We start from the raw sequence: 24903 nt of genomic DNA, 5'->3' as shown, positions 1-24903 counted from the left end.
CCGCACTCAGGCGAGACTCAGGCGAGCGACGGGTGGCCGTCGGCCGCCCGGCGGTACCGGTCGGCGTAGACGCGCAGCAGGTCGCGCAGCTCGGGCGGCGACTCGACCGTGAAGTCCATGCCGAGCATGCCGATGTACGCGGCGATCGTGTCGAGGCTGTCGGCGCCCGTGAGCAGCACCGATTCGTCGGCCGAGACCTCCTCGACGATGCCGACGGCCGGGTGGATGCGATCGAGCACGGCGGATGCCGCGGCCTCGACCCGCAGGCGGGCGTGCACATTCCATCCGCTCACCGCGACCTGCCGCATCGTGAACGCGGTGTAGTCCCCGCCGGGAACGAGGCGCGGCTCGAACCGTCGCCGGGTCGGCATGCGCGGACGCAGCCGGTCGGCGCGGAAGACGTCCCACTCACCCGACTCGGGATCGCGCGCGACGAGGTACCACCGCCGCAGCCAGGAGAGCAGGCGGTAGGGCTCGACGAGGCGCGGCATGTCGTCGCCGGCATCGCGGGCGTCGTCGAACCGCAGCCACTCGACCGAGCGGATCGCCGTCGCGATCGCACGCAGCACCTCGGGGTCGACCTCGGGATCGGGGGCATCGGTGTCGTTGTTCTCGGGCGCGCGGTCGATGACGCTCGCGACCGCCTCGACCATGGGCCGCAGCCGCGGCGGCAGCACCTGCTCGAGCTTGGACAGCGCGCGCCGGCTCGACTCGCCGACCCCGGCGACGCCCGTGGCCGCGCGCAGGCCGATGGCCACGGCGACGGCCTCCTCGTCGTCGAGGAGCAGCGGCGGCAGGTGCCCGCCCGCGCCGAGCCGGTAGCCGCCGACCGAGCCGCGCGTCGCCTCGACGGGGTAGTCGAGGCCGCGCAGGCGCTCGACGTCGTTGCGGATCGTGCGCGTGGTGACGCCGAGGCGCTCGGCGAGCTCGGGCCCCGACCAGCTCGGGCGCGATTGGAGCAGCCCGAGCAGGGCCAGCAGCCGGCCCGCGGTGTCGGTCATGCGCGCCTCCGACGAATTTCGACCATCAGGAACGATCCTTTCCGCTATCGACCGTACCGTCGAAGACATGAACAACGCAGCCATGAACAACGCCAGCGCATCCCAGACCGACATCCGTCCCTTCACCGTGGCCGTGCCGCAGGCCGGCCTCGACGACCTCGCCGACCGCCTCGCCCGCACGCGCCTGCCGCAGGCCGCGCCCGCCGACGACTGGACCACCGGCACCCCGAACCACTACCTGCGCGACGCGGTCGAGCAGTGGAAGACGTTCGACTGGCGAGCCATCGAGGCCCGCATCAACGCCGTGCCCCACTTCATCACCGAGGTCGACGGCCAGCCGATCCACTTCATCCACGTCGTCTCGCCGCACGCCGAGGCGACGCCGCTGCTGCTCGCGCACACCTACCCCGGGTCGTCCGCCGATTACCTCGACCTCATCGCCCGCCTCGTCGACCCGGTCGCGCACGGCGGCCGCGCTGAAGACGCGTTCACGGTCGTGATCCCGGATGCCCCGGGCTTCGGCTTCTCGAACCCGGTGCGCGAGTCGGGCTGGACGATCGCCCGGGTCGCCCGCGCCTACGACACGCTCATGCGGCGTCTCGGCTATGAGCGCTACGGCGTGCACGGCTCGGACAACGGCGCGATGGTCGCCCGCGAGCTGGGCCTGCTGAATCCCGAGGGCTTCCTCGGCCTGCACGTGCTGCAGCTCTTCTCATTCCCCTCGGGCGACCCGAGCGAGTTCGAGCGGCTCGAGCCGGCCGACTACGCGGGCCTCGAGCACATGCAGTGGTTCCAGAAGGTCGGCGGCTACAACACGATGAACGCGTCGCGGCCGCAGACCATCGCGGCGGCCCTCAGCGACTCCCCCGTCGGCCTGCTGGCCTACAGCGAGCTGTTCGAGTCGTTCGGCAACGGCACGTCGAAGGTGCCGCTCGAGAAGATCCTCACGGCGGTGAGCATCGCCTGGTTCACGAACTCGGCCGCGGGCATGAGCCGTGCCTACTACGAGAACGCGCAGGTCGAGCCCGAGCCCGCCGTGAACCACGCCCCGACCGGCGTCGCCGTCTTCGCCGACGACTTCCAGACGATCCGGGTGTTCGCCGAGCGCGACAACGACGCCATCGTGCACTGGAGCCGGTTCGCCGAGGGCGGTCACTTCGCCTCGCTCGAGGTGCCCGAAGTGCTCGCCGGCGACATCGCGGCGTTCTTCTCCGCGCTCAGCTGACTCCCGCATGCGCCCCGGTCACTCGCCGGGGCGCTTGCACGGTCAGGCGAGCAGCAGCGGCAGCAGTTGGATGCCGATCGCGCTCGCCACGAACCGGTCGCGGCGGTCGCCCGTGAGCTGCGCGACCCAGTCGAAGCGCCCGACGTCGACGAGCTCGACGAAGTCGCCCACGGGCGAGTGCACCCCGTAGCCGACGCGCAGCCCGTCGTAGTAGGCCTCGTTGGCGAGCGCCTCGCGCACGACCTCGGTCTGCGGCCAACGCTCGGCGATGGCGGCGGCGACCCGGTCGCCGAGCACGGCATGGCCGCCGTCGACGCGCACGATCGCCCTCGATCGGGCGCCCGCTCCGAATCCGGCTGCCGCCGCGCTCTCCAGCAGCCGCCGGTACGCACCGAGCTGGCCGAGCACCGCGTCGACCTCGAAGCCGTCGTCGGCCCGAGCACGGCCGGCATCGGCGAGCGCGAACATGCGGAAGTGCCGGGTTCGACCCCGACCGCCCGGTGCCGGCTGCATCCGCAACGTCTGGTGCAGCGTGCAGAGTCGCACGGTCTCGCTCGGCGTGCGCCGCAGTCGCGACGCCGCCTCGAGCGCGAGCACGTTCGTGGGGTCCGACACCACCTCGACCGGCCGGATCGTCGAGAGCACGCGGTCCTGCGAGGTCGGCGCGAGCACCGAGGTCGCCCCGAGCGGCGCGACCGGCGAGAGCAGCAGCGCCTCGTGATCGGATGCCGCGGCGAGCGCGATCCCGTCGAGCGCCACGCTCGTGCGCAGGTCGACGGGCGACGGGGCCACGAGCCCGTCGTCCGCCCACTGGGCGAGCAGCTGCGCGGGGCGCCGTCGGCCCGCGGCGTCCCGCATCTCCGCAAGCAGGGCACCGCGACGATCGTGCACGGGCGGGGCAGCGGATGCCGCGGACCGGTCGTCGTTCATCGCCCCATCATGCCGCGCGCCGTGTCGACGGTACGGTCGAATCGGCGCCCGAGTGCCGAATCGGCGGGCGCGGATCCGCACTCACGCGCCGATTCCGCACTCCAGCACGGCAGCGCCCGAGCATCAGCCTCAGTCGCGCGCGGCGAGCTCCAGCGTGTAGAAGACGCTGTTCGGGTCGAGGTCGTACGACCCGAACGGCGGGCACTGCGCGAATCCGGCCTTCTCGTAGAGCGAGCGCGCGGGGGCGAAGAACGGTTCGGTGCCGGTCTCGAGGCTGACGCGCGCGTATCCGCGCCGCCGCGCCTCGTCGAGCACATGCTCGAGCAGGCGCCGACCGAGGCCGCGACCGCGCGCCGCGGCATCCGCCCGCATCGACTTGAGCTCGCCGTGATCGGGTGCGAGCTGCTTCAGGGCGACGCAGCCGAGCACGTCGTCGCCGTCGGAGATGGCCCAGAAGGTGACCGCGGGGTCGGACAGGCCCGACACGTCGAGCGCGTGCACGCTCTCGGCGGGCGAGGTCGCGTGCATGTCGGCGAGATGGTCTTCGAGGAGGCGCAGCACGCGCGGGTCGGCGAGGTCGCCGCGGTCGATCAGGAGTTCTGGCACTCGAGGATTCTCGCAGTCGAATGCGTCGGCGTGGTTACGCGCCGCAGCGGCCGGCGCTCACACCTCGACCGCGATGCCGTCGACGAGCCACACGGCGCGATCGTGATCGGATGCCGCGGCCTCGTCGATCGCGTCGCGGAGGCCGCGCTCGCCGTCGACGAAATGCGACCAGCCGTCGTAGTGCGCGAATACGGCGGCCCGCGGCGCCGCGATGCCGACGAGCTCGACGACGTCTCGGCCGGTCATCGTGAAGCGCAGGGGCCCGGTGACGCCGAAGCGCACGCCGCCCGCATTGGCGAGCATGACGTCGATCTCGAGCTCCTCAGCCGTGCGCCGGAGCGGCCCGAAGAGCACCGTGTCGCCGGTGACCCAGAGCGCGACGCGCTGCTCGCCCTGCCGTCTGATGGCGAAGCCGATGACGTCGCCGACGATGGCGTGCGTCAGCGGCGGGCCGTGCCGGCACGGCGTGGCCGTGATCACGAGGGCGGGCAGCCCGGGTCGCACCCCGGGCAGCGTGACGGACTCACCCGCCGCGAGCCCGTGCAGCCGGGCGGCGTCGAGCGCCTCCGCGAGCCGGCCCGCACCGCTGGCGGTCGTGACGACGGCGCCGACCGACGGCAGCATCGCGCGCCCGGCGTCGTCGAGGTTGTCGGCGTGGTGGTCGTGGCTGACGAGGGCGACGTCGACGGCTCCGAGCTCGTCGGCGGTGATCGCGGGATCGAGGGTCTTCGTCGAGCCGGTGCCCCACCCGAACTCGTAGTGGCGCCCAGCGGGATCGAACGTCGGATCGACGATCAGGCGCCACCCGTCGAGCTCGACGAGCACGGTCGGGCCGCCGATGCGCGTCAGCTTCATGCCCGTGACACTAGGGCACGCGGTGCCGCCGCGTCGAGAGCCCCGAACGGGCCGGGCCCGCGCCGTGCGCGCCGCCCGCGCGCATCACGCGGGGCGCGGCACGACCATCGGGGTGCCCGTGTGCGGGTCGGGGATGATCGTGCAGGGCAGGCCGAAGACCTCCTCGACGAGGTCGGCGGTCAGCACGTCGCCCGGCGAACCCGTCGTGACGACCCGACCGCCCTTCATGACGACGAGGTGGTCGGCGTACCTGGCGGCCTGGTTGAGGTCGTGCAGCACGGCCACGAGCGTTCGACCGCCCTCGAGATGCAGGCGGCGCAGCAGCTCGAGCAGCTCGTACTGGTGGGCGATGTCGAGGAAGGTGGTCGGCTCGTCGAGCAGCAGCAGCGGCGTCTGCTGCGCGAGCACCATGGCGACCCAGACGCGCTGCCGCTGCCCGCCCGAGAGCTCCTCGACGAGACGGCCCGAGAGGTCGGCGGTGTTCGTCGCGGCGAGCGCTTCGGCGACCGCGCGCTGGTCGGCGGTGCTCCACTGCCGGAAGACGCCCTGGTGCGGGTGCCGCCCTCGCGCGACGAGGTCGGCGACCGTGATGCCGTCGGGCGAGAGGGAGGTCTGCGGCAGCAGGCCGAGTCGTCTGGCGACCTCCTTGGCCGGGTACTCGGTGATCGCCCGGCCGTCGAGCACGATGCGACCGGATGCCGGCGCCATCACCCGCGCGAGCGAGCGCAGCAGCGTCGACTTGCCGCAGGCGTTCGGGCCGACGACGACCGTGAACGAGTCGGTCGGGATCTGCACCGAGAGGTTCTCGGCGATCACGCGCCGGTCGTAGCCGAGCGTCACGCCCTCGGCGGCGAGCCGCGACGGGGCGAGTCGCTCCGGCCGGGGCCGGGTCGCGGCATCCGTCTCGGTCGTCGTCTCGTGTTCGGTCACGACATCGGTCATCGTCGTCTCGCCTCCGTGATGAGCAGCCAGATCAGGTACACGCCGCCGATGCTCACCGTGACGATGCCGACGGGCAGCTGCGTCGGCGCGAAGAGGTGCTGGGCGACGAAGTCGCTCGCGATGAGCACGAGCGCGCCCATCGCGGCGGCGGCCGAGAGGGTGACCCCCGCCGAGCGGGTGAGCCGGCGCGCGAGCTGCGGCGCGGCGAGCGCCACGAACGCGATCGGCCCGGCCGCCGCGGTGGCGGTGGCCGTGAGGGCGACGCCGAGCACGACGAGGCCGAGTCGCGTGCTGCGCGTGCGCACGCCGAGCGCGACGGCTGCGTCGTCTCCGAGCTCGAGCAGGTGCATGCGCCCCGACAGGCTCGCGGCGACGGCCCAGAGCACCGCGAGGATCGCCACGGCGGGCACGGCCTGCTCCCAGCCCACGGTGTTCAGCGAGCCGGCGCCCCAGGCCGCCGCGGCCATCGCGATCACGAGGTCGGCCTTCAGCAGCAGCCAGGTGTTGAACGAGGCGAGCATGGCGGCGACGGCGATGCCCACGATGATGAGGCGGAACCCGTGGAACCCGCGCCGGTAGGCGAGCAGGTAGACCACGAGCGCGGTGCCCAGTCCGCCGACGAGGGCGCCGGCGGCCGTCGCCAGGTATCCGGTGCCGAACCCGATGATCACGAGCAGCGCGCCCGTGTAGGCCCCCGCGTCGAAGCCGATGATGTCGGGGCTGCCGAGCGGGTTGCGCGTGAGCGATTGGAAGATCGCGCCCGACGCCCCGAGCGCTGCCCCGAGCACGAGGGCGAGCAGCACCCGCGGCATGCGCCAGTCGAGCACGACGAGCTGCGAGCGCGCATCGCCGCCGCCGAAGACGGTCGCGATCACGTCGGGCACGGGCACGACGTAGTCGCCCGTCGCGAGGCTCACGACGCCGACGGCGAGCGCGGCGAGCACGAGCAGGGAGACGACCACGAGGTGGCGCACCCCGACTCGCGCGCCGAACCGGCCCCGCCGCGACCGGACGACGATCGAGCGGTAGCCGTGATCGACCTCGGGTGCAGGGGCCTCGACGGCGCTCACAGTCCGCTCACCCTTCGACGGCGCACGAGCGCGATGAGCACGGGCGCGCCGACGAACGCCGTGACGATGCCGACCGGCAGTTCGCCGCTCGGCAGCACGATGCGGCCGAGCACGTCGCTCGCGAGGAGCAGCACGGGAGCGGCGATGAGCGTGCCGGCGAAGATCCATCGCTGGTCGGGGCCCGTGAACCAGCGCACGGCGTGCGGCACCATGAGGCCGACGAAGCCGATGGGGCCGGCGGCCGCGGTGGCCGCCCCGCAGAGCAGCGTGACCGAGACGATCGAGAGCACCCGGGTCGCGACGACGCGCGAGCCGAGGGCGACGGCGAGCTCGTCGCCGAGCGCGGCCGCGTTCAGCGGCTTCGCGACGAGGAACGCGAGCGCGAGCCCGACGACGATGAACGGCGCGACGGCGAGCGTCAGGTCGGCCGGGGCGACGGCGATGCTGCCCGCGTTCCACCCGCGCATGAGGTCGAAGACCTTCGGCAGCAGCAGGGTGATGCCCGACGTGAGCCCGCCGAGGAACGCGCCGATGGCCACGCCCGCGAGCATCACGCGCAGCGGGTCGGGCCCGCCCCGCCCGATCGCCCCGATCGCGTAGACCGCGAAGGTCGCGACGACCGCCCCGAGGAAGCTGAACCAGACCGTGCCGGTGAGCGAGGTGATGCCGAAGGCCGCGGCGCCGAGCGTCACGGCGAACGCCGCACCCGCGTTCACGCCGAGGATGCCGGGGTCGGCGAGCGGGTTGCGCGTGAACGCCTGCATGACCGCCCCCGCGACGCCGAGCGCGGCCCCCGCGAGGATGCCGAGCACGGTGCGCGGGATGCGCATCTCGCGAACGATCGTCCCGGCCTCGTCGGCCGAGCCCCCGAGGCCCGCGAGCACCTGGTCGATCGAGAGTCCCTTCGATCCGACCGCCAGGCTGAGCATCACGCAGAGCGCCAGCGCCCCGACCGCGGCGCCGAAGCCCAGGAGCCTCCGGCCGTTCGCCGCCGCGATCGCGCGTCGCGCGCCCTCGGCCGCGGCGACCGTGGGGGCCGAGGCATCCGTCATGGTCATTCCGATCAGAGCCCGTGCGCCTCGAGCGTCTGCTCGTACTCGTCCTCGACCTCTTCGGCGTCTCGGCTCTCGTCGCCCCACATCTCGCTGAGGCGCGTGCGCACGTCGTCGGGCAGGGCCTCGTAGCGCTCGGTCCACTGCTCGGCACGCTCGGTCCAGTAGCCGACGACCTTGTAGGCCGTCGAGGGCAGCTTCAGCTCGTGGCGCAGGTAGCGGCGCACGCCGCGGGTCGTGCGCGTCTCGCCGGCGACCCAGACGTATCCGGGCTCGGTCGGGAACTCGCTCGCCCGCACGATCTCCTCCAGCCGGCTCGGCGAGTGGCCGTTGCCGCCGTGCACCCAGCTCAGCTCCACGTGCGGGGGCAGCTCGGGCCGCTGCTCGTCGCGGTCGTCGGAGACCTCGAGCACCACTCGGGTGCGCACGCCGGCTGGCGCCTGCTCGGCGAGCCGAAGCGCGGCGGGGAGCCCGGTCGCATCGGCGACGAGCAACTGCCAGCGGATGTCTCGTGCCGGTTCGTAGAGCCCGCGGGGCGTGTTGACGCCGACGACGTCGCCGACCTTCGCGCCGAGCGCCCAGGCTGCTGCGACACCGCCCTCGTGCACGACGAAGTCGATGACGAGCCGGCGCTCGGCCTCGTTCCACCCGCGCACCGTGTAGGTGCGCACCTCGGCGGGCTCGACGTCATCGGGGAACGCCCAGTAGCCGTCATCCGTCGCGGTCGGCAGGTTCGGCTCGGCGTGGCCGGTCGCGGGCAGGAAGACGCGGAGGTACTCGTCGCCCACGCCCGAGCTGACGAACCCCTCGAGGCCCTCGCCCTCGAAGGCGATGCGCAGCATGCCCGGCGTCAGGCGCCGGATGTCGGCGACCTCGACGCGGTGCACGCGGTTCACGGCGCGATTCTCGGCGGCGGAGCGGCTCACGGCAGCAGCGCCTTCTCGATGACCTCGAGCAGGCCGTCCTGGCCGCTCGGCGAGCCGTAGCTCATCTCGTAGTTGTAGCCGTACACCCGGCCGCCGGCCACGGCGGGCAGCGCCGTCCAGAGCGCGTTGGACTTCAGCGCCTCCTCGTCGGTGATGAGGCCCGAGCCGTCTTCGGCGACACCCGTGAAGATCACGTCGATGCCGGCGAGGTCGCCGAGCTGCTCGGCGCTGAGGCCGGTGCCGGTCGAGTCGACGACGCCGTCGCCGTCGCCGTCGGCGAGCGGGCTGATCTCGAGGCCGAGGTCGGCGAACACGAGGCAGGAGATGCTGTAGCAACCCACCGAGACCTGGCCGTCCCAGTACGACACGTCGGCGACCACCGGGGCGATGCCCTCGGCCTCGAGCTGCGCCTTCACGTCGGCGATGCGCGCCTCGTAATCGTCGAGCCAGGCCTGTGCCTGCGCCTCTCGACCGAGGTCGGCGGCCACCTTCGCGAACTTGTCGCGCCAGTCGCCGCCGTCGAACCCGTTGTAGGTGTACGTCGGCGCGATGGGCGTGAGCATGTCGTGCAGGTCGGTCTCGTAGCCGAGGCCGTTGAGGATGAAGTCGGGGCCGACCTCGAGGATGTGCTCGAGGTTGAACTCGGGGTAGTTGTGGAACCCGGTGATGCCCTCGAGCTCCTCCTGCGGGAAGAAGCCCGGGAAGGAGTCCCAGTCGTCGCGGATCGGCTGCTCGTCGGCCAGCGGGTAGCCGAGCGTGATGAGCATGTCGACGTCGGTCGTGTAGAAGCCGAGCGCCGCCTTCGGCTCGGCGGGCACGCTCACCTCGCCGAACTCGGTGTCGACGGTGATGGTCTCGTCGGCGGCCTCCTCGGAGGCGCTCGCGGAGGCGCAGGAGGCGAGCAGTGCGGTGGCGGCGACGGCCACGAGGGCGGCGCGGAGGGCGCGCGTGGGAGAAGTCTTCATGTCGGCTTTCATTTCCGGGAATCGGAGAAGGAGGGAAGCTTAGGCTTACCTAAGCAGCGTCTTCGATCCTGCATCACCCGGATGTCGCGCCCCGGCCATCCGGTTGCGCGGAGCGGACAGATCAGGCGCCGCGCCCGACGAAGGCGCCCGGCGTCGTGCCGAGCTCGCGGCGGAAGGCCTGCACGAACGCACTCGGCGTTCGATACCCGACGCGACGGCTCACCGCACCGACCGGATGCTCCGCCGCGAGCAGTTCGATCGCCGCGCGCATGCGCGCCTTGGTGCGCCATTCGGCGAAGGAGAGCCCGGTCTCCAGCTTGAAGAGACGGGTGAGATTGCGCTCGCTCGCGCCCACGAGGCCGCCCCACTCCCCCAGCGTGCGATCGTCGGCCGGATCGGAACGCACCGCCTCGGCGATGCGACGCGTGCGGTCGTCTTCGGGCATCGGCACGTCGAGCCGCACCAGGTCCGCTCGGTGCAGCAGCCGCACGGCGAGCTGCTCGGCCATCGCACGCGTCTCGTCGTCGAGGTCGCGCGTCGAGAGCTCCTCGAGGATCGCCCGCACGACGGCCGGAACCGCGACCGCCCCCGTTCCGGTGCGCGGTGCTCCGAGCGCATGACCGACGTACGTGCAGGAGAACTCGGTGCCCGATCCCGCAGAGACACGGTGCGGCGTGCCCGCCGGGAGCCAGAGCCCGACCGTCCACGGCACGGCGTGCACGCCCTCGTCGGTCTCGACCACGAGCGAGCCGCGCGTGCCCCACAGCAGTTCGTGCACGTCGTGACGGTGCCAGCCCCATTCCTCGTCGCGCTGCACCGCGAAGGAACTCGTGACGACGCCCTCGACCCCGACGGCGACCTCGAAGACGTCGCCATCTGCGTGTGCCGTGCGAGCGGCTCGGGCAGGAACGCTGCGGGTTTGGCCGGTATGCGACATTCTTCGGCTCCTTATCGCCGATTCTGTGAGCGAAGGCTATCCTAAGCTTTCGTCGTGCCCGATCCAACCCTGCCCGATCCAACCCCCCTTCCCAAGCCGATCCCACGCGCGGTCGCGACGATCTTCCGGCGCCGCCGGCTGCTCGTGCTCGCCTCGATCATCGGACTCATCGGGCACCAGGTCGCCGAAGCGCTCGTCCCCGTCGTGATGGGCGCCGTCATCGACCGCGCGATCGCCCCCGGCGACGTCGCCGCCCTCGCATGGGGCCTCGCCGCACTCGCGCTGCTCTTCGTCGGACTCCTGTTCGCGTGGCGCCTGGGCGAACTCGCCGCCACCCGTTCCGTCGAGCAGGGCGGTCGCGACGTGCGCCGCGGGCTCGTCAGCCGCATGCTGGCCCCTCGCGGCTTCGCCGTGCGACGCACGCCCGGCGAACTGCTCAGCATCGCCGGCACCGACGTCGACCGCACCGCGGCGATCGTCTGGGTCGTCGGCAGTGCCGCGGCGCAGCTCGCGGCCGTGCTCACGGCCGCCGTCTCGCTCCTGCTCATCTCGACCACGCTGGGAATCCTCGTGCTGGTCGCGACGCCCGTGCTCGTGCTGCTCATGCACGTCGTCACCGCGCCCCTCGAGCGTCGTCTGCACGCCGAGCAGGCGGCGGTCGCCGCGGCCAGCTCGACGGCGGGCGACCTGTTGACGGGCCTGCGCACGATCACCGGGCTCGGCGCCGAGCAGGCCGCGATCGACCGATTCACCGTCGTCAGCCGTCGCTCGCTCGACGCCTCGCGCCGCGCCGTGACCGCCAAGGCCTCGTACACCGCGGCGAGCATGTCGGGGTCGGCCCTGCTGCTGGCCGCGATCGCATGGGCCGCGGGGGCCGAGGCGCTCGCCGGCACGATCACGGTCGGACAGCTCATCGCCGTGCTCGGACTCGCCCAGTTCCTCTCCTGGCCCGTCGCCGGGCTGGCCTTCCTCGGGGCCGAGATCGCCTCGACGCGCGCGTCGGCCCGGCGCGTCGACGCCGTGCTCGATGCGGCGCCGGCCGTGCCGGAGCGAGATGCGTCCATGCCCGCGACCGCCGCCGGCGCCCCCGGACTCGTGCTCGTGCTCGACGCGCTCGAGACCCCGCACCTGCCCGCGCTCGATCTCCGCATCCCGACCGGCGCCCTCGCGGCGATCCGGCTCGCCGACGGGCTCGCGGCGATCGAGCTCGCCGAGGTGCTCGCCGGCGCCCGGGTGCCATCGGCCGGCCGCGTGCTCGTCGACGGCGCCGAACCGCAGAGCCTGCTCGCTCCTCCCCACCAGGCCGCCCTCTTCGCGGGCACGCTGCGCGACAACCTCCGACTCCACGCCGAACACGACGACGAACGCCTGCTGGCCGCCGCGCACGCGGCCGCGCTCGAGGACGTCATCGACGGCCACGACGCACTCGACCGGGCCGTCGGCGAGCGCGGACTCACCCTCTCGGGCGGTCAGCGGCAACGCGTGGCCCTCGCCCGCGCCCTCGCCCGCGATGCGCGGGTGCTCGTGCTGCACGACCCGACGAGCGCGGTCGACTCCGTGACCGAGGCGCGCATCGCCGAGCGCCTGCCCGCCCTGCGCGAGGGCCGAACCACGATCCTCCTCACGAGCAGCCCCGCCCTGATCGGCGCCTGCGACCTCGTGATCGACGTGCCCGCCACGAGCGGACGAGCGGATGCCGCAGGGCCGGCGGATGCCGCGACCCCGACGTTCCTGCACGACGACGTGGAGGTCCGCGCATGACGACCACGCCCCTCCCCACTTCCTCTCCGACGCGGACGCGTCGAGCCGTCGGCGGACTGCTCCGCGGTCGCCGGAGTGCGCTCGTCGCCGCGAGCGCGGTGCTGCTCGCGGCATCCGTCGCCGGGCTCATGCTGCCCGCCGCGTTCGGCGGCATCGTCGACGCGGTGATCGACGGCGACGGAGGTCGCCTGGCCCCGCTGCTCGTCGTGATCGCCGTCGTCGGCGTGGCGAACGCCGTGCTCACGGGCCTCGGCCGACTGCTCGTCGCGCGCGTCGGCGAGGGCGTGCTCGCCGAGCTCCGCGAGCGCGTGCTCGCCCGTCTCATCCGCCTCCCGTCGACGGTCGTCGAGCGCGCCGGCCGGGGCGACCTCGTCTCCCGCGCATCGAACGACACCCGCATCGTCGGCGATGTCGTCAACGGCGTGCTGCCGGCCTTCGTGGGCGCCGCCTTCACGATCGCCGTGACCGTCGTCGGCCTCGGCGTGCTCGACTGGCGGTTCGCCCTCGCGGCCCTCGCGGCCGTGCCCGTGCAGGTCATCGCGCTCCGGCGGTACCTGCGACGGGCTCGGCCGATCTACCGCGACGCGCGTGCGGCCGAGGGCGAGCGTGCGCAACGGATCCTCGAGTCGGTCGACGCGGCCGACACCGTGCGCGCGATGGGCGTCTCACGACAGCGGGAGGCCGTGATCGACGAGGCCGCCGGCGTCTCGGTCGACCTCGAGCTGCGTGCAGCCCGGGTGGGCGTCGGGTTCTGGAACGAGCTCAACCTGGCGGAGTTCATCGGCCTCGGCGCGGTGCTCGCCGTCGGCTTCGTCCTGGTGAACGGCGACGTCGCGACGGTGGGCGCGGCCACGGCCGCCGCCCTGTACTTCCACTCGTTGTTCGGCCCCATCGGATCCGTGCTGGCGAGCATCGACGACCTGCAGCGTGCCGCCGCCGGCCTCGCACGGCTCGTCGGAGTGCTCGAGCTTCCCGAGCGGCCGGCGCGCCCCGAGCCCCTGCGCGGCGTCGCGGCCGACGTGGAGTTCGACGGCGTCGGATTCGCCTACGACGGTGACCCGGCCGGCCCTGGCGACGGGAAGGCGACACCGGTGCTCGAGGGCATCAGCTTCGGCATCCGCGCCGGAGAGACCGTCGCACTCGTCGGCGCCAGCGGCGCGGGCAAGAGCACCGTCGCCGCGCTCGTGCTCGGGTCGCTCACCGCCGGGCGCGGCACGGTCTCGGTGACGGCCGGCGCCGGTGCCGCATCCGAGCGAGCCGACGCCGAGGCATCCGCCATGCACCGTGTGCCCAGCGTGGGCCTCGCCGACCAGGACCCGCATGTGTTCGCCGGCACGCTCGCCGAGGATCTGCGGCTCGCCAAGCCCGCCGCAGACGAGGCGGAACTGCGCGCCGCGCTCGCGGCGGTCGATGCCGCCGCCTGGGCCGACCGCCTGCCCGACGGGCTCGACACGACGGTGGGCTCAGGTGGTCACGCCCTCACGCTCGTGGAGCGTCAGCAGGTGGCCCTCGCGAGGCTGCTGCTGCACGACCCCGCGGTGCTCGTGCTCGACGAGGCCACGGCAGCGGCCGGCGGCGACGGCACGCATGTGCTCGACCGGGCCGCCGCGAGGATCGCAGAGGGGCGCACCACGATCACGATCGCGCACCGCCTCGACCAGGCCGCACGAGCGGACCGCATCGTCGTGCTCGACCGCGGCCGGGTCGTCGAGATCGGCAGCCACGCCGAACTCGCCGCTGCCGACGGGGTCTACGCGCGCCTGTGGGCGGCCTGGTCGGCGGGGCGCTGAGCGAGCACGCGGACCCGAGCGATCAGCCCAGCCCCAGCGTCCCCCGCATGACCCCCGCCGAGGCGAGCGCCTCCGACGCGAGCTTGCGCTTGAGCTCGATCGACTGGCCCATCTCCTGGGCGAGCAGCGGACGCTTGCGCACGAGCTCGTCGAGCGTCTCGAGGGGCACGACGAGCACCGTGAGCACGTCGGCCGCGATCGCCGTCGTGAGCGTCTTCTCGCGCGTGAGCGCCGTCTGGCCGATGTAGTCGCCGGGCTCGGCCGTCGCGAACTCGATGCGCCCGCCGCCTGCCTCGACGGCGAGCCGCACGCGACCCTCGATGATGAACCGCACGTCGTGCGGCAGGACGCCCTCCGGCAGCACGACCTCGCCGAGCCCGTACCGCTCGAGCCTGGCCGTCTCCAGCACGAGCTCGCGCTCCGCCTCGCCGAGGTGCAGCGTGGGGCCGACCACCTGCAGCGACCGTTCGAGCCGGCCGGGCTCGGCGATCGGGTCCGTCGAGTCGCCGTCGAGTGCGAGGCCCCGCCGTCTCGCCGCGTACCAGAGCCACGCGAGGTACAGGCTCAGCGCCTGCGGCGCGAACTCGGGGCCGTTGATCGGCAGCGTCACCTCGTACTTGCCGGCGCCCTGGTAGTCGGCGCTCGCGCGCCGTCCGTCCGCTCGCATGGGCAGGGAGTCGGCCACCTCCACGAGGAGCTCGATGACCTCGTGCGGCGGGTCGTCGGTCGTGAACGCCACCGCCGAGGTCACGAAGTGGGTGCCGGCCGGCTCGCTCATGTTCGTGAACGAGGCGCCCGACAGCGTCGAGTTCGGGATGATCTGGATGCCGGCGTCCGTCTCGATGTGCACGGCACGCCAGTTGACCTCGATGACGCGACCCTGCACGCCGGCCGCGTCGAGCCAGTCGCCGATCTTGAACGGCTGCTCGAACAGGAGCAGCAGGCCCGAGATCACCCCGCCGACGGCGTTCTGCAGCGCGAGGCCGATCACGATCGACGTGACGCCGAGCGCGGCGATCAACCCGCCGACATCCGCGTTCCAGACCCATTGGAAGAGCAGGGCGAGTCCGACCACCACCAGGACGAGCCGTGCGAGCTCGACGAAGATCGAGGGGATGCGCTCACGCCATGACCCGGGCGCCGCGTTCGAGAACAGCGCAACGTTGAATGCGGAGAGCACGAGCAGGATCAGGAGGAACCCGAGCACCGTCGCCACCACGCGCACCCACACCTGGTCGGCGGGCGACTGGATCGCGAAGGCGAGCAGGGCGAACAGCGCCGCGACGGGCACGACCCAGTTGCGCAGGAGGCGCACCGGACGGGCCGCGGGATGGTTGCGCCTGGTGAGCGCACCGAGCAGCTCGGTCAGGACGACGAGGAGGATCGGCACGCCGAGCCCGATGGCCAGGGCCCACCAGATCCATCCGTCCTCGAAGGCGTCCACGGCTACTCGATCCGCCAGACGGTCTGCGTCTTGCCGCGCAGCTCGACCGTGCCCGCCTCGGTGAAGGTGATGCTGTCCTGCATGCGGTCGCGCACGGCCTGGCTCACGTAGATGCCGGGCCGACCGGCCACACTGCGAACGCGGTACGCGAGGCTCACCGCGTCGCCCCACAGGTCGTACGCGAGGCTCGTGCGCGCCACCAGCCCGCTCGTCACGGTTCCGGTGTCGACGCCCGCGCGGATGTCGATGGCGGTGTCGTTCTGCGAGTTGAACCGTTCGACGACCGCGCGCATCTCCTTGGCGAACTCGACGGCCCGCCGCACGTTGTCGACCCGAGGGACGATGAGTCCCGAGCTCACGAGGTAGCCGCCGCGAAGCGTTCGCACCTTCTCGACACCGGCCTTGGTCGCGGCCTCGTCGAACCCGCGCATGAGGGAGTTGAGCAGCGAGGTCTCGCGATCACCCGAGAGCGCGTCGGCGTACTCCTCGAACCCGACGAGCTCGGCGAAGACGACCGAGACGTTCTCGTGCTCCTCGGAGATCGTCTCCTCGCCCTCCTTGTACCGCTTCGCGACGTTCTCGGGCATGAGCGTGAGCATGAGCTTGCGGTTCTCGGTCTGCTGCTCGTCGATGAGCTCCTGCTTCACGCGCAGGCTCGCGGCCATGTCGTTGAAGGCGGTGCCGAGGTCGCCGATCTCGTCGCGGGAGCCGAGCGGCACCGAGACGGCGAGGTCTCCGCCGGCCACGCGCCGAACGGCGTCGACGAGCTTCCGGATCGGGCGGGTGAACACCTGGGCGAGCACCAGCGAGAGCAGGCTGACGGCGAGCATGATGACGAGCAGCGAGATCACGAGCGTGCGGGTGAAGTCGGCCACCGGCGCGAAGGCCTCGGCCGTGTCGATGCGCGCGACGGCGATCCAGTCGAGGCCGTCGATCTCGACCGGCGTGTACGCCGTGATGTTCTCGCTGCCGAGGTATCCGATCGACAGCGAGGTGCCGCTCCGGCCCTTCAGCGCCTCGTCGACCGAGAGCGTGTTCACGGGCTGCAGCAGCACGGTGCCGTTCACCTCGACGACCCGGTCGGCCGTCGTCGGCGGCGTGCCCGTCGAGATCGCCCGCTCCCGATAGTCCTCCGGATCCTCGGCGAGCACCCTCGAGATGCTGCGCATCAGGTGATCGCGACCGACGAGGTAGACCTCGCCGGTGTCGCCGAGCCCCTGCTCCTTCCAGCGCTCGTGGCCGGTCATCACGTTGTTGATGGTGTCGAACGGGATCTGGGCCGCGAGCACCCCGGTGATACCGGAATCGTTGCCGACCGGCGAGAGCACCCACAGCGTCGGGGCGTTCAGCGACGGGATCCACCGCTCGTAGTCGGTGGTCTCGAGCGCACCGACGCTGTTGCTGGCGACGACCTCGCGATACGCGTCGGCGAACAGGGAGTCCCGGAACGGCCCGTCGAGCACGTTGGTGCCGAGGTCCACGCCCTTGTACGCGGAGTAGACGACGTCCCCCTCGAGGTTGAGCAGGAGCAGGTCCTCGTACCCGACCTGGTCGACGAGCCGTGTCAGGTAGTCCCCGTACTGCGCGGTCGCCTCCGAGTACGCCGTGCCGTCGCCGGCATCGTTCACCAGGAGCGCGGCGTCGAAGTCGTCGAACTGCGCCGTCAGGTGGTACTGCGCCCACTTGCCGGCGTTGGATTCCGGGATGAAGGCCGTGGGGCTGTAGGCGTCGCCGGTCGCCGCCTCCAGCTGCGGGTTGAACGTGTCCGTGTAGTAGGCCTCGAGCTCCGCCTCCTGGTCGGCGGTGAGCTCGCGGTTCTGCAGCTCGTCCCAGCCCGCGTTGATCTCCCGCGACGCGGTCTGCGCGCTGAGGTTGCGCGAGTCGAGGGTGACGCCGTTCTGGACGCCCTCCATCGCGGACTCGAGTTCACCGACCCGCAGTTCGCGGATCGTGGTGAGCTGGTCGAGCGCGGCCGCCTGCAACGAGTCGCGCCCGTTCACGTACCCGATGACGCCGACGATCACCGAAGAGGCGAGGCTCACGCCGAGCAGCATGATGAGCAGCTTCGACTGGATGCTGAGACCGCCACGACGGACTCGACGCTTGCGCGGCGACGGGGGTTCCGAGTCCGCACTCGCCTGCGCGCGCAGGCGCTCGCTCTCGGTCACTGGGCTCCGCGATTCCGCAACGCTCACTGCGTTCCCCCCGGTCGGCTCACGCGTCACTCTATTGACACGCCGAACGCGGGGGCAAGGAAAAGCGCGAGACTGCGGATGCCTCGGGGTCTACAGCGCGCCGGTCGCCGGCGTCTCGCGCACGCGGCCGGCGCCCTCGAAGACGAGCAGCCGGTCGGCGAGCTTGTCGACGAAGAACCGGTCGTGGGACACCACGATCACGGCGCCCGGGAAATGCGTGAGCGCCCGCTCCATGACCTGGGTCGAGGTGATGTCGAGGTGGTTCGTCGGCTCGTCGAGCACGATGACTCCGGCCCCCGAGAGCAGGCACTGGGCGATCGCGACCCTCGCCCGCTGGCCGCCAGAGAGGGTGCCGATCTTCTGCTTCAGGTCGGCCTCGGAGAACTGCAGCATCGCGAGGAACCGGTTGACGGACTTCTTCGTCGCCGTGAACGCGAGCGAGTCGGGGTACGCGTTCACGGCATGGCCGACCGTGTCCTCGAGGTCGAGCTCGGCGTAGACGCGGTTGTACGACACGAACCGCACGCCCTTCGCCCAGCGAACGCTGCCGGCATCGGCCTCGGTCTCGCCCGTGAGCACGTCGAGCAGCGTGGACTTGCCCGAGCCGTTCGAGCCGAGCACCGCGACCCGGTCGCCCCGGTGCAGGTCGAACGAGAGGTTCTCGAACAGCGGCGCGCCGCCGAAGCTCTTCGTCAGCCCGGTCACGGTGAGCAGGTCGTTGCTGACGCGCAGGCCCTCGTAGATGCCCGTGATGATCTGGTCGATCGGACGCGGCGCCTGCCGCTTCTTGATGTCGGCGAGGCGCCGTGCGACCGCGTTCGACGGGTTGCGTGCCGCCTCGCGGCGCGCGGCAGAGGCGGACTGCTCGTAGGCGAGCAGCTCCTCTTCATGCGCGAACTGCTTCTCGAGCATCTTCAGGCGCGACTGCTTCGCGTGCACGTACGCCGAGTAGTCGCCCTCGTACTCCTGCAGGCGGTAGTTCTCGAGCTCGATGATGCGCGTGACGACGCCGTCGAGGAACTGCCGGTCGTGCGAGACCACGAGCACGGCGCCCGCGAACGAGGCGAGCCAGTTCTCGATCCACTTCACGCCGTCGAGGTCGAGGAAGTTCGTCGGCTCGTCGAGCAGCAGCACGTCTGGCGACTGCACGAGGATCTGCGCGAGCGCGGCCCGGTTGCGCCATCCGCCCGACAGCCGGCCCACGGGCAGCGCGCGACGCTCCTCATCGAAGCCGAGACGGGTGAGCACGGTGTCGATCGTCGTCTCGTAGGTCCAGCCGCCGACGTGGTCCATGCGCTCGAACAGCTCGCCCTGCTCGGTGAGCAGCCGGGTCATCTCGTCGTCTGGCATGGGTTCGGCGAGCGCCAGCCCGATCTCATCGAGCCGCGCCTGGGTCTCGTGCACGTCGGTGAAATGCGCGCTCAGCGTCTGCTGGATGCTGAGCTCGCCGTCGAGCTCGGAGAACTGCGAGAAGTACCCGATCGTGGTGCCGAGCGTGAGGTCGCGGGTGCCACTGCTCGGCTCGCGCCGCCCGAGCACGACCTCGAGCAGGCTCGTCTTGCCGGTGCCGTTCTTGCCGATGAGGCCGACGCGGTCGCCCTGCTTGAGCTTGAGGAACGCCTCCTTCAGCACCGGGCGCCCGTCGAACTCGATGCTCACGTCGTTCAGGCGGATCAGGCTCACGGAAGGTTCCTTGCGATCGGGGTTCAGAAGGGCGACGGCGAGCGGATGCCTCGAGCCGGCCCTCGCCGTCAACCCTACGCGGCCCGCCCTGTGCACTTCGGTCGCATCGGGTCTTGCGCGGGACCATCCCGGTCGGTAACCTCTCCGGGATGGGTACGCTGATTTTCCAGTAGGTGGCCGACCGCGTCGAGCTCTGCTCCGCGGTCGCTGTTCCGACCTGCACGATTCAGCTCCGCACCACCTGAACCCTCGACCGTCGCCGCACGCCGCGAACGCACCCTGAGGCGCCACCCACCGGCGCATCCACGACGGGTGTACCCCGCGGCATCCCGCGACGGTCCGGAAGGACCGGTCCCCTTGACCACCGCACATCCGACCTCCGCACGTCCCACCACCGCGCGCCCGGCCGCCTCGCAACTGTCGCTCCGCTCGGTCACGAAGCGGTTCGCCGACCACGTCGTGCTCGACCGCGTCGACCTCACGGCCCGGCCCGGCGAGCACATCGGCGTCATCGGCGACAACGGCGCAGGAAAGTCCACCCTGCTCCGCGTGATCGCGGGCGAGCTCGAGCCCGACGACGGCGAGGCCGTCGTGATCGCGCCCGGCGGGCGCAGCGCGCTCGACCAGGTGCTCGAACTCGCAGACGACGCGACCGTGCAGCACGCCGTCGACGCGTGCTGGCACGAGCTCCGCACGCTCGAACGCGAGCTGCGCGACGCCGAGGACGCCATGGGCGCGGCCTCCACCCGAGCCGACGACACCGCGTTGGCGGCCGAGCTCGAACGCTACGCCGAGCTGCGCGACCGATTCGACGCCCGCGACGGCTACGGTGCGCCCGCCCGATTGGAGGCCGCACTCGCGGTGCTCGGCGTCGGCCGCATCGGGCGCGGGCGCCGGTGGACCTCGCTGTCGGGCGGCGAGCGGCGCCGCGTCGCCCTCGCCGCGGTGCTGGCCGCGAACGCCGAGCTGCTGCTGCTCGACGAGCCGACGAACGACCTCGACGACGCCGCATGGGACTGGCTCCTCGGCGTGCTGCGCGCCCACCGCGGCACCGTCGTCGCGGTCACGCACGACCGCGCGTTCCTCGAGGCCTTCACGCAGACGATCTGGGAGGTCGACGCGGCGTCGGTCGCCAGGTACGGCGACGGGTACGCCGGCTACCGGGCCGCGAAGGCCGCCGAGCGCGAGCGGCAGCGACTCGCCCACGAGGAGTGGAAGGCCGAGCTCGTCCGGCATCGCTCCCTCCTCACGGCGAACGCCGGCAGGCTCGACGCGATCCCGCGCAAGCTCGAGAAGGCCGGCATGGGCGCCGGGGCATTCCGCATGCGCGGCCGCGACCACGGCGCGATGGGCCGCATCCGCAACGCGAAGGAGCGCATCGCACGGCTCGAGGAGCTCCCGGTCGCGCCGCCGCCCGAGCCGCTGTCGTTCGCGCATGGGCTCGAGCGAGCGCAGCAGGCGCCGGATGCCGCGACGCAGCCACTCGTCGCCCTCGAGGACGTGCGGGTGGCCGGCGTGCACGTCGAGCAGCTCGTGCTGCACGCGGGCGATCGCCTGCTCGTCACCGGCCCGAACGGCGTCGGCAAGACGAGCCTGCTCCGCGCGATCTCGGGCGAGGCTCAGCCCGAGGCCGGATCCGTGCGCGTGCACGGGCGCGTCGGTCACCTGCGACAGGAGGCGTCGCGCCCGAACGGGAATGGCACGGGCGGGCGGTGGACGCTCCTCGAGGCGTACGCACGAGGCATCCGCCATGACGAGGCGACCGCGGCGGAACGGCTGCTGCGCCTCGGCCTCTTCCACGAGCGGGAGCTGGGGGTTCCGGTGGGCGGCCTCTCCTATGGGCAGCGCCGACGCCTCGAGCTCGCCCTGCTCGTGAGCCGCCCGCACGACGTGCTGCTGCTCGACGAGCCGACGAACCACCTCGCGCCCGAACTCGTCGACGAGCTCGAGCAGGCGCTCGTCGGCTTCGAGGGGGCGGTCGTGCTCGTCACGCACGATCGGCGCATGCGCGAGCGCTTCCGCGGTCGACGGCTCGTGGCCGGGTCACGTAACGATGTCCGAGGCCGCGAGTAACGTGGCCGCCGGACGAGAGGGGCTCCACCGATGACCGATCCGACGACCGATGCCCGCGCGAAGGCGCTCGAAGACCTGCGAACCGACCTCACCGGCACGCTCGTGCTGCCCGGCGACGAGGCGTACGACGCCGCGAGGGCGCCATGGAACCTGAGCATCGACCAGCGACCGGCGGCCGTGGCGGTGCCGGCGGATGTCGCGGACGTGCAGGCGATCCTCGCGGCTGCGGCGGCCGTCGGGCTCGGCGTCACGACGCAGCCCAACGGGCACGGGGCCGCCGGCGACCTCGAGGGCGTCATCGTGATCCGTCCGTCGGCGTTCGACGAACTGAGCGTCGACGTCGAGGGGCGCGTGCTGCGCGCCGGGGCCGGCGTCAACTGGGGCGCCGCGCTGCAGGCGCTCGACGGCACCGGGCTCATCGCGCTCGCGGGCTCGAATCCCGAGGTCAACGTCGTCGGGCTCGCCATCAACGGCGGGCATTCCATGTTCAGCCGACGCAACGGGCTCACCGCCCGATCGATCGTGGCCGTCGAACTCGTCGACGCCTCGGGCGAGGTGCGCCGCGTCTCCGACGTCGACGACGACGTCTCGCTCATCTGGGCGCTGCGCGGCGGCGGCGGGCACTTCGGTGTCGTGACCGCGATCGAGCTCGCCCTGCACGAGGGCGGCGCGCTCTTCGGCGGCGGCCTCGTGTTCTCTGCCGAGGCCGCGGTGCCCGTGATCTCGGCCGCGTTCGCGCTGGCGCGCGATGTGCCGGAGCTCGGTCTCGACATCGGCATGATGCGTTTTCCCGATCTCGAGGCGATGCCGCCGCATCTGCGCGGGCGCACCGTCGCCTCGATCGGACTCGTCCACGTCGGCGACGAGGCGACCGGTCGCGGGTACGCCGAACGGCTGCTCGCCGTCGCCGAGCCCATCGCCGATGCACTCACCGTGTTCACGATCGGGCAGCTCGCCGCCGTGGCGGCCGAGCCCGTCGACCCGATGCCCACGGCCGACTTCGGCGCGACGATCGGCAGCGACGACGACGCGTTCGCCGCCGAATTCGTCGAGGCGTTCCTCGCTGGTGCCGAGCACGGGCTCATGCGCTGCGGCCTGCGCGCCATGGGCGGGGCCACGGCCGAAGAGCTCGGCTCCGAGTTCGCCGCGGTCGGCGCCATCCGTGCACCGCTGCTGCTCAACGCCGGGGTGCTGCTCATGAACCCGTCGATCGACCCGGTCGCCGCCCTGCAGCCGCTGCGAGACCTCTCGGCGCGGCACGGAGTCATCGGCGGCGTGCCGTCGATGCTCGGCGCCGGGCCGCTCGCCGACGCCTACCCGCCGGCGGTGCTCGAGCGCCTCGCCTCCGTCAAGCATCGGGTCGATCCCGCGGGCGTCATCCGCAGCAATCGGGCGATCCACGCGGAGTGACGGCCTGCACCGGCGATCCTCGATGAGCGTTCACCAGCTCGATGCGGCGACAGCGCGTCGCGTGGCCGTGCGCGCGCAGATGCTCGACGCAGAGCGTCCGTCGGGCCTGCTTCCGATGGTCGAGCGCCTCACGCTGCTGCAGGTCGACCCGACCGCCGCCATCGCGCCCAACGCCGACCTCGTGGCGTTCAGTCGGCTCGGCTCGACGTACCGTCCAGCCGACCTCGTGCGAGCGCTCGAGCACGACCGGTCCCTGTTCGAGCTCGACGCCCTGATCCGGCCGATCGGCGACCTGCCGTTCTTCCGGGCCGAGATGGCCGCGTGGCCGACGTGGGAGCGCGCCAGGGTGTGGCTCGAGCAGAATGCCGGGTTCCGACGAGACGTGCTGCGCCGGCTCGCGGCCTCACCCGAGCCCCTGCCGTCACGCGACATCGAGGACACCAGCGTCGTGCCATGGGAGTCGACCGGCTGGACCCACAATCGCAACGTCGGCCGCATGCTCGAGTACCTCGCGCTCCAGGGCGAGCTCGCGATCGCCGGGCGACGCGGGCGTGAGCGGCTGTTCACGATCGCCGATCGCGTCTACCCTGCCGAGACCGCATCGCCCACGTTCGAGCAGGCCACCCGGGCACGCGACGAACGGCGCCTCGCGGCGCTCGGCATCGCGCGGGCGAAGTCGACGAAGATGCCGCTCGAACCCGTCGATGTCGGCGAGGCCGGCGAGCCCGCCGTGGTCGAGGGCGTGCCGGGCGAGTGGCGCGTCGATCCCGCCGTGCTCGACGAGGTGCGCTCGGGCTTCACCGGGCGCACCGCCCTGCTCTCGCCGTTCGATCGGCTGGCCTACGACCGGCTGCGGGCGCAGCAGCTCTTCGATTTCGAGTACTCGCTCGAGATGTACAAGCCGGCCGCGAAGCGGCGCTGGGGCTACTTCGCGTTGCCGATCCTGCACGGCGACCGTCTGGTGGGCAAGCTCGACGCCGTCGCCGATCGCAAGCGGGGCGTGCTCGTCGTCAACGCCGTCCACGAAGATGCGGGCTTCGACTCTTCGACGAGAGCGGGCGTCGAGGCCGAGATCGCCGACCTCGCCGACTGGCTCGGACTCGAGATCGACCGGACGGCGCTCGAGAGCTGACGTTCGTGCGGCTCAGGCCTCGTCGAGGAACGCGACCGCACCCTGCCGGAACTCCCGTGAGACCGGTGCGTTGAAGTGGTGGCGCCCCGGCAGTTCGAGGAAGCGGCTGCCGGGGGTGGCATCCGCCAGTGCCCGCGATCGCTCGAGGATCGCGTCCTCACTGCCGGTGGCGAACAGCACGGGCTGCGTCGGCGGGTTGGCGACATCCGGATCCGCGTCCCCCAGGCGCATGCCCTCGGCCAGTGCGATGAGGGCGCGCAGGTCGTTGCCGGGCACGCGCTCGGTCAACTGCACGTAGTTGCGGGTGACCTGGTCCTCGACGGGCGTGCCGTGGTCGACGTAGGCGCGGGCCTGGTCGATCTGCAGGCGCGCGAGCGGGCGCCCGTCGGGGATGCCGCCGAGAACGGCCCGATCGACACGCTCGGGGTGGGCGACGGCGACCTGCCAGCCGACCCGGGCGCCGAGCGAGTACCCGATGTAGTGCGCGCTGTCGAGCAGGTAGGTGTCGAGCACGGTGACGATGTCCTCGACGAAGAGCTCCATGACGTAGGCGCGGTCGAGGTAGGGCTTGTCGCTGGCGCCGTGTCCGCGCTGGTCGATCGCGAGCACGCGGTAGCCGGCCCGAGTGAGGTCGCGCACCCAACCGGTGATGACCCAGTTGTCGCGCGCGCTCGACGCGAAACCGTGGACGAGCAGCACGGGCGTCGCCTCGTCGTCGCCCCAGGTGTAGGTCGCGATGCGCCGTCCGTTGGTGCTCATCACGAACTGCGGGGCGGGAACCTCGGTGATGCCGGGGATGCCGGGGACGTCAGGGGTGCCAGGGGTGCCAGGGGCCATACGGCCCATCATGCCGTGCCGGGTGCCCCGCGGGTTCCAACAGGGACCGTCACGGACGGGCTCTCGACG

20 protein-coding genes are annotated in these 24903 nt (G+C 72.3%); 6 read left to right on the top strand and 14 right to left on the bottom strand.

The window, feature by feature from the left end; translation table 11 throughout:
* Nucleotides 1-17 precede the first annotated feature (17 nt).
* A complete protein-coding gene (locus AC3IPY_RS04150) occupies nt 18-1001 on the bottom strand; it encodes a helix-turn-helix transcriptional regulator (protein ID WP_489186879.1) in 984 nt (327 codons plus the stop codon).
* A gap of 67 nt (nt 1002-1068) precedes the next feature.
* Between AC3IPY_RS04150 and AC3IPY_RS04145 the strand changes: the two genes are divergently transcribed.
* Nucleotides 1069-2226 carry an epoxide hydrolase family protein gene (locus AC3IPY_RS04145; protein WP_489186877.1) on the top strand — a complete coding sequence of 386 codons (1158 nt, stop codon included), beginning with the start codon at nt 1069-1071 and terminating at the stop codon, nt 2224-2226.
* Between the two features lie 42 nt (nt 2227-2268).
* Here AC3IPY_RS04145 and AC3IPY_RS04140 read toward each other — a convergent pair whose 3' ends face one another.
* From AC3IPY_RS04140 to AC3IPY_RS04100, 9 genes are all read right to left on the bottom strand, one after another.
* Nucleotides 2269-3156, bottom strand: coding sequence for a hypothetical protein (locus AC3IPY_RS04140; protein ID WP_489186876.1), 888 nt, complete (start codon nt 3154-3156; stop codon nt 2269-2271).
* Between the two features lie 129 nt (nt 3157-3285).
* Entirely contained in the window at nt 3286-3762 is a 477-nt protein-coding gene (locus tag AC3IPY_RS04135; RefSeq protein WP_489186875.1) for a GNAT family N-acetyltransferase, read from the bottom strand.
* 57 nt (nt 3763-3819) lie between these two features.
* Nucleotides 3820-4617: an MBL fold metallo-hydrolase gene (locus tag AC3IPY_RS04130; protein WP_489186872.1), complete on the bottom strand. Its 798-nt coding sequence runs from the start codon at nt 4615-4617 to the stop codon at nt 3820-3822.
* Nucleotides 4618-4701: 84 nt separating this feature from the next.
* Nucleotides 4702-5559: an ABC transporter ATP-binding protein gene (locus AC3IPY_RS04125; protein WP_489186871.1), complete on the bottom strand. Its 858-nt coding sequence runs from the start codon at nt 5557-5559 to the stop codon at nt 4702-4704.
* Entirely contained in the window at nt 5556-6629 is a 1074-nt protein-coding gene (locus AC3IPY_RS04120) for a FecCD family ABC transporter permease (RefSeq protein ID WP_489186870.1), read from the bottom strand. The genes AC3IPY_RS04125 and AC3IPY_RS04120 overlap by 4 nt, the downstream gene beginning before the upstream one ends.
* Nucleotides 6626-7681 carry an iron chelate uptake ABC transporter family permease subunit gene (locus tag AC3IPY_RS04115; protein WP_489186869.1) on the bottom strand — a complete coding sequence of 352 codons (1056 nt, stop codon included), beginning with the start codon at nt 7679-7681 and terminating at the stop codon, nt 6626-6628. Before AC3IPY_RS04115 ends, AC3IPY_RS04120 begins: the two co-directional genes overlap by 4 nt.
* Nucleotides 7682-7692: 11 nt before the next feature.
* Nucleotides 7693-8607, bottom strand: coding sequence for a siderophore-interacting protein (locus AC3IPY_RS04110; protein WP_489186867.1), 915 nt, complete (start codon nt 8605-8607; stop codon nt 7693-7695).
* On the bottom strand, nt 8604-9572 hold the full coding sequence (locus tag AC3IPY_RS04105) for an ABC transporter substrate-binding protein (RefSeq protein ID WP_489186866.1): 969 nt from the start codon (nt 9570-9572) through the stop codon (nt 8604-8606). The genes AC3IPY_RS04110 and AC3IPY_RS04105 overlap by 4 nt, the downstream gene beginning before the upstream one ends.
* A 121-nt stretch (nt 9573-9693) precedes the next feature.
* Complete coding sequence (locus AC3IPY_RS04100; RefSeq protein ID WP_489186865.1) at nt 9694-10509, bottom strand: helix-turn-helix transcriptional regulator; 816 nt, start codon at nt 10507-10509, stop codon at nt 9694-9696.
* Nucleotides 10510-10563: 54 nt separating this feature from the next.
* On the opposite strand from AC3IPY_RS04100, the gene AC3IPY_RS04095 reads away from it, so the two are divergent.
* Both AC3IPY_RS04095 and AC3IPY_RS04090 read left to right on the top strand, forming a co-directional pair.
* A complete protein-coding gene (locus AC3IPY_RS04095; protein ID WP_489186864.1) occupies nt 10564-12270 on the top strand; it encodes an ABC transporter transmembrane domain-containing protein in 1707 nt (568 codons plus the stop codon).
* Nucleotides 12267-14060 (top strand): ABC transporter ATP-binding protein, encoded by a 1794-nt coding sequence (locus AC3IPY_RS04090; protein ID WP_489186863.1) that lies wholly within the window; start codon nt 12267-12269, stop codon nt 14058-14060. The genes AC3IPY_RS04095 and AC3IPY_RS04090 overlap by 4 nt, the downstream gene beginning before the upstream one ends.
* A 22-nt stretch (nt 14061-14082) precedes the next feature.
* On the opposite strand, the gene AC3IPY_RS04085 is transcribed toward AC3IPY_RS04090, so the two are convergent.
* From AC3IPY_RS04085 to AC3IPY_RS04075, 3 genes are all read right to left on the bottom strand, one after another.
* Nucleotides 14083-15504, bottom strand: a complete 1422-nt coding sequence (locus AC3IPY_RS04085) for a mechanosensitive ion channel domain-containing protein (protein ID WP_489186862.1) — start codon at nt 15502-15504, stop codon at nt 14083-14085.
* A gap of 2 nt (nt 15505-15506) precedes the next feature.
* A complete protein-coding gene (locus tag AC3IPY_RS04080) occupies nt 15507-17672 on the bottom strand; it encodes an adenylate/guanylate cyclase domain-containing protein (protein WP_489186860.1) in 2166 nt (721 codons plus the stop codon).
* Between the two features lie 117 nt (nt 17673-17789).
* Nucleotides 17790-19382, bottom strand: coding sequence for an ABC-F family ATP-binding cassette domain-containing protein (locus tag AC3IPY_RS04075; RefSeq protein WP_489186858.1), 1593 nt, complete (start codon nt 19380-19382; stop codon nt 17790-17792).
* 357 nt (nt 19383-19739) lie between these two features.
* Here AC3IPY_RS04075 and AC3IPY_RS04070 point away from each other — a divergent pair, with 357 nt between their 5' ends.
* Genes AC3IPY_RS04070 through AC3IPY_RS04060 form a run of 3 tightly spaced genes read left to right on the top strand, consistent with a single transcriptional unit; the run spans nt 19740 to nt 23997 of the window.
* On the top strand, nt 19740-21455 hold the full coding sequence (locus tag AC3IPY_RS04070; RefSeq protein WP_489186856.1) for an ABC-F family ATP-binding cassette domain-containing protein: 1716 nt from the start codon (nt 19740-19742) through the stop codon (nt 21453-21455).
* A 30-nt stretch (nt 21456-21485) separates the two neighbouring features.
* On the top strand, nt 21486-22865 hold the full coding sequence (locus tag AC3IPY_RS04065) for an FAD-binding oxidoreductase (RefSeq protein ID WP_489186855.1): 1380 nt from the start codon (nt 21486-21488) through the stop codon (nt 22863-22865).
* Between the two features lie 22 nt (nt 22866-22887).
* Nucleotides 22888-23997: a DNA glycosylase AlkZ-like family protein gene (locus AC3IPY_RS04060; protein ID WP_489186854.1), complete on the top strand. Its 1110-nt coding sequence runs from the start codon at nt 22888-22890 to the stop codon at nt 23995-23997.
* A 12-nt stretch (nt 23998-24009) separates the two neighbouring features.
* Here AC3IPY_RS04060 and AC3IPY_RS04055 read toward each other — a convergent pair whose 3' ends face one another.
* Nucleotides 24010-24834 (bottom strand): alpha/beta fold hydrolase, encoded by an 825-nt coding sequence (locus AC3IPY_RS04055; protein ID WP_489186853.1) that lies wholly within the window; start codon nt 24832-24834, stop codon nt 24010-24012.
* Nucleotides 24835-24903: the final 69 nt, after the last annotated feature.

This window comes from Agromyces sp. GL_144, assembly GCF_057834305.1.
Note: the sequence above shows the minus strand (reverse complement) of the source record. Positions and strands in the feature narration are given on the sequence as shown.

Excerpts from the sequence above, each read along its gene's own strand:
- AC3IPY_RS04150 (WP_489186879.1), bottom strand. The coding sequence starts at position 1,001 with ATGACCGACACCGCGGGCCGGCTGCTGGCCCTGCTCGGGCTGCTCCAA.
- AC3IPY_RS04145 (WP_489186877.1), top strand. The coding sequence starts at position 1,069 with ATGAACAACGCAGCCATGAACAACGCCAGCGCATCCCAGACCGACATC.
- AC3IPY_RS04140 (WP_489186876.1), bottom strand. The coding sequence starts at position 3,156 with ATGAACGACGACCGGTCCGCGGCATCCGCTGCCCCGCCCGTGCACGAT.
- AC3IPY_RS04130 (WP_489186872.1), bottom strand. The coding sequence starts at position 4,617 with ATGAAGCTGACGCGCATCGGCGGCCCGACCGTGCTCGTCGAGCTCGAC.
- AC3IPY_RS04125 (WP_489186871.1), bottom strand. The coding sequence starts at position 5,559 with ATGACCGATGTCGTGACCGAACACGAGACGACGACCGAGACGGATGCC.
- AC3IPY_RS04115 (WP_489186869.1), bottom strand. The coding sequence starts at position 7,681 with ATGACGGATGCCTCGGCCCCCACGGTCGCCGCGGCCGAGGGCGCGCGA.
- AC3IPY_RS04105 (WP_489186866.1), bottom strand. The coding sequence starts at position 9,572 with ATGAAGACTTCTCCCACGCGCGCCCTCCGCGCCGCCCTCGTGGCCGTC.
- AC3IPY_RS04100 (WP_489186865.1), bottom strand. The coding sequence starts at position 10,509 with ATGTCGCATACCGGCCAAACCCGCAGCGTTCCTGCCCGAGCCGCTCGC.
- AC3IPY_RS04090 (WP_489186863.1), top strand. The coding sequence starts at position 12,267 with ATGACGACCACGCCCCTCCCCACTTCCTCTCCGACGCGGACGCGTCGA.
- AC3IPY_RS04065 (WP_489186855.1), top strand. The coding sequence starts at position 21,486 with ATGACCGATCCGACGACCGATGCCCGCGCGAAGGCGCTCGAAGACCTG.
- AC3IPY_RS04060 (WP_489186854.1), top strand. The coding sequence starts at position 22,888 with ATGAGCGTTCACCAGCTCGATGCGGCGACAGCGCGTCGCGTGGCCGTG.
- AC3IPY_RS04055 (WP_489186853.1), bottom strand. The coding sequence starts at position 24,834 with ATGGCCCCTGGCACCCCTGGCACCCCTGACGTCCCCGGCATCCCCGGC.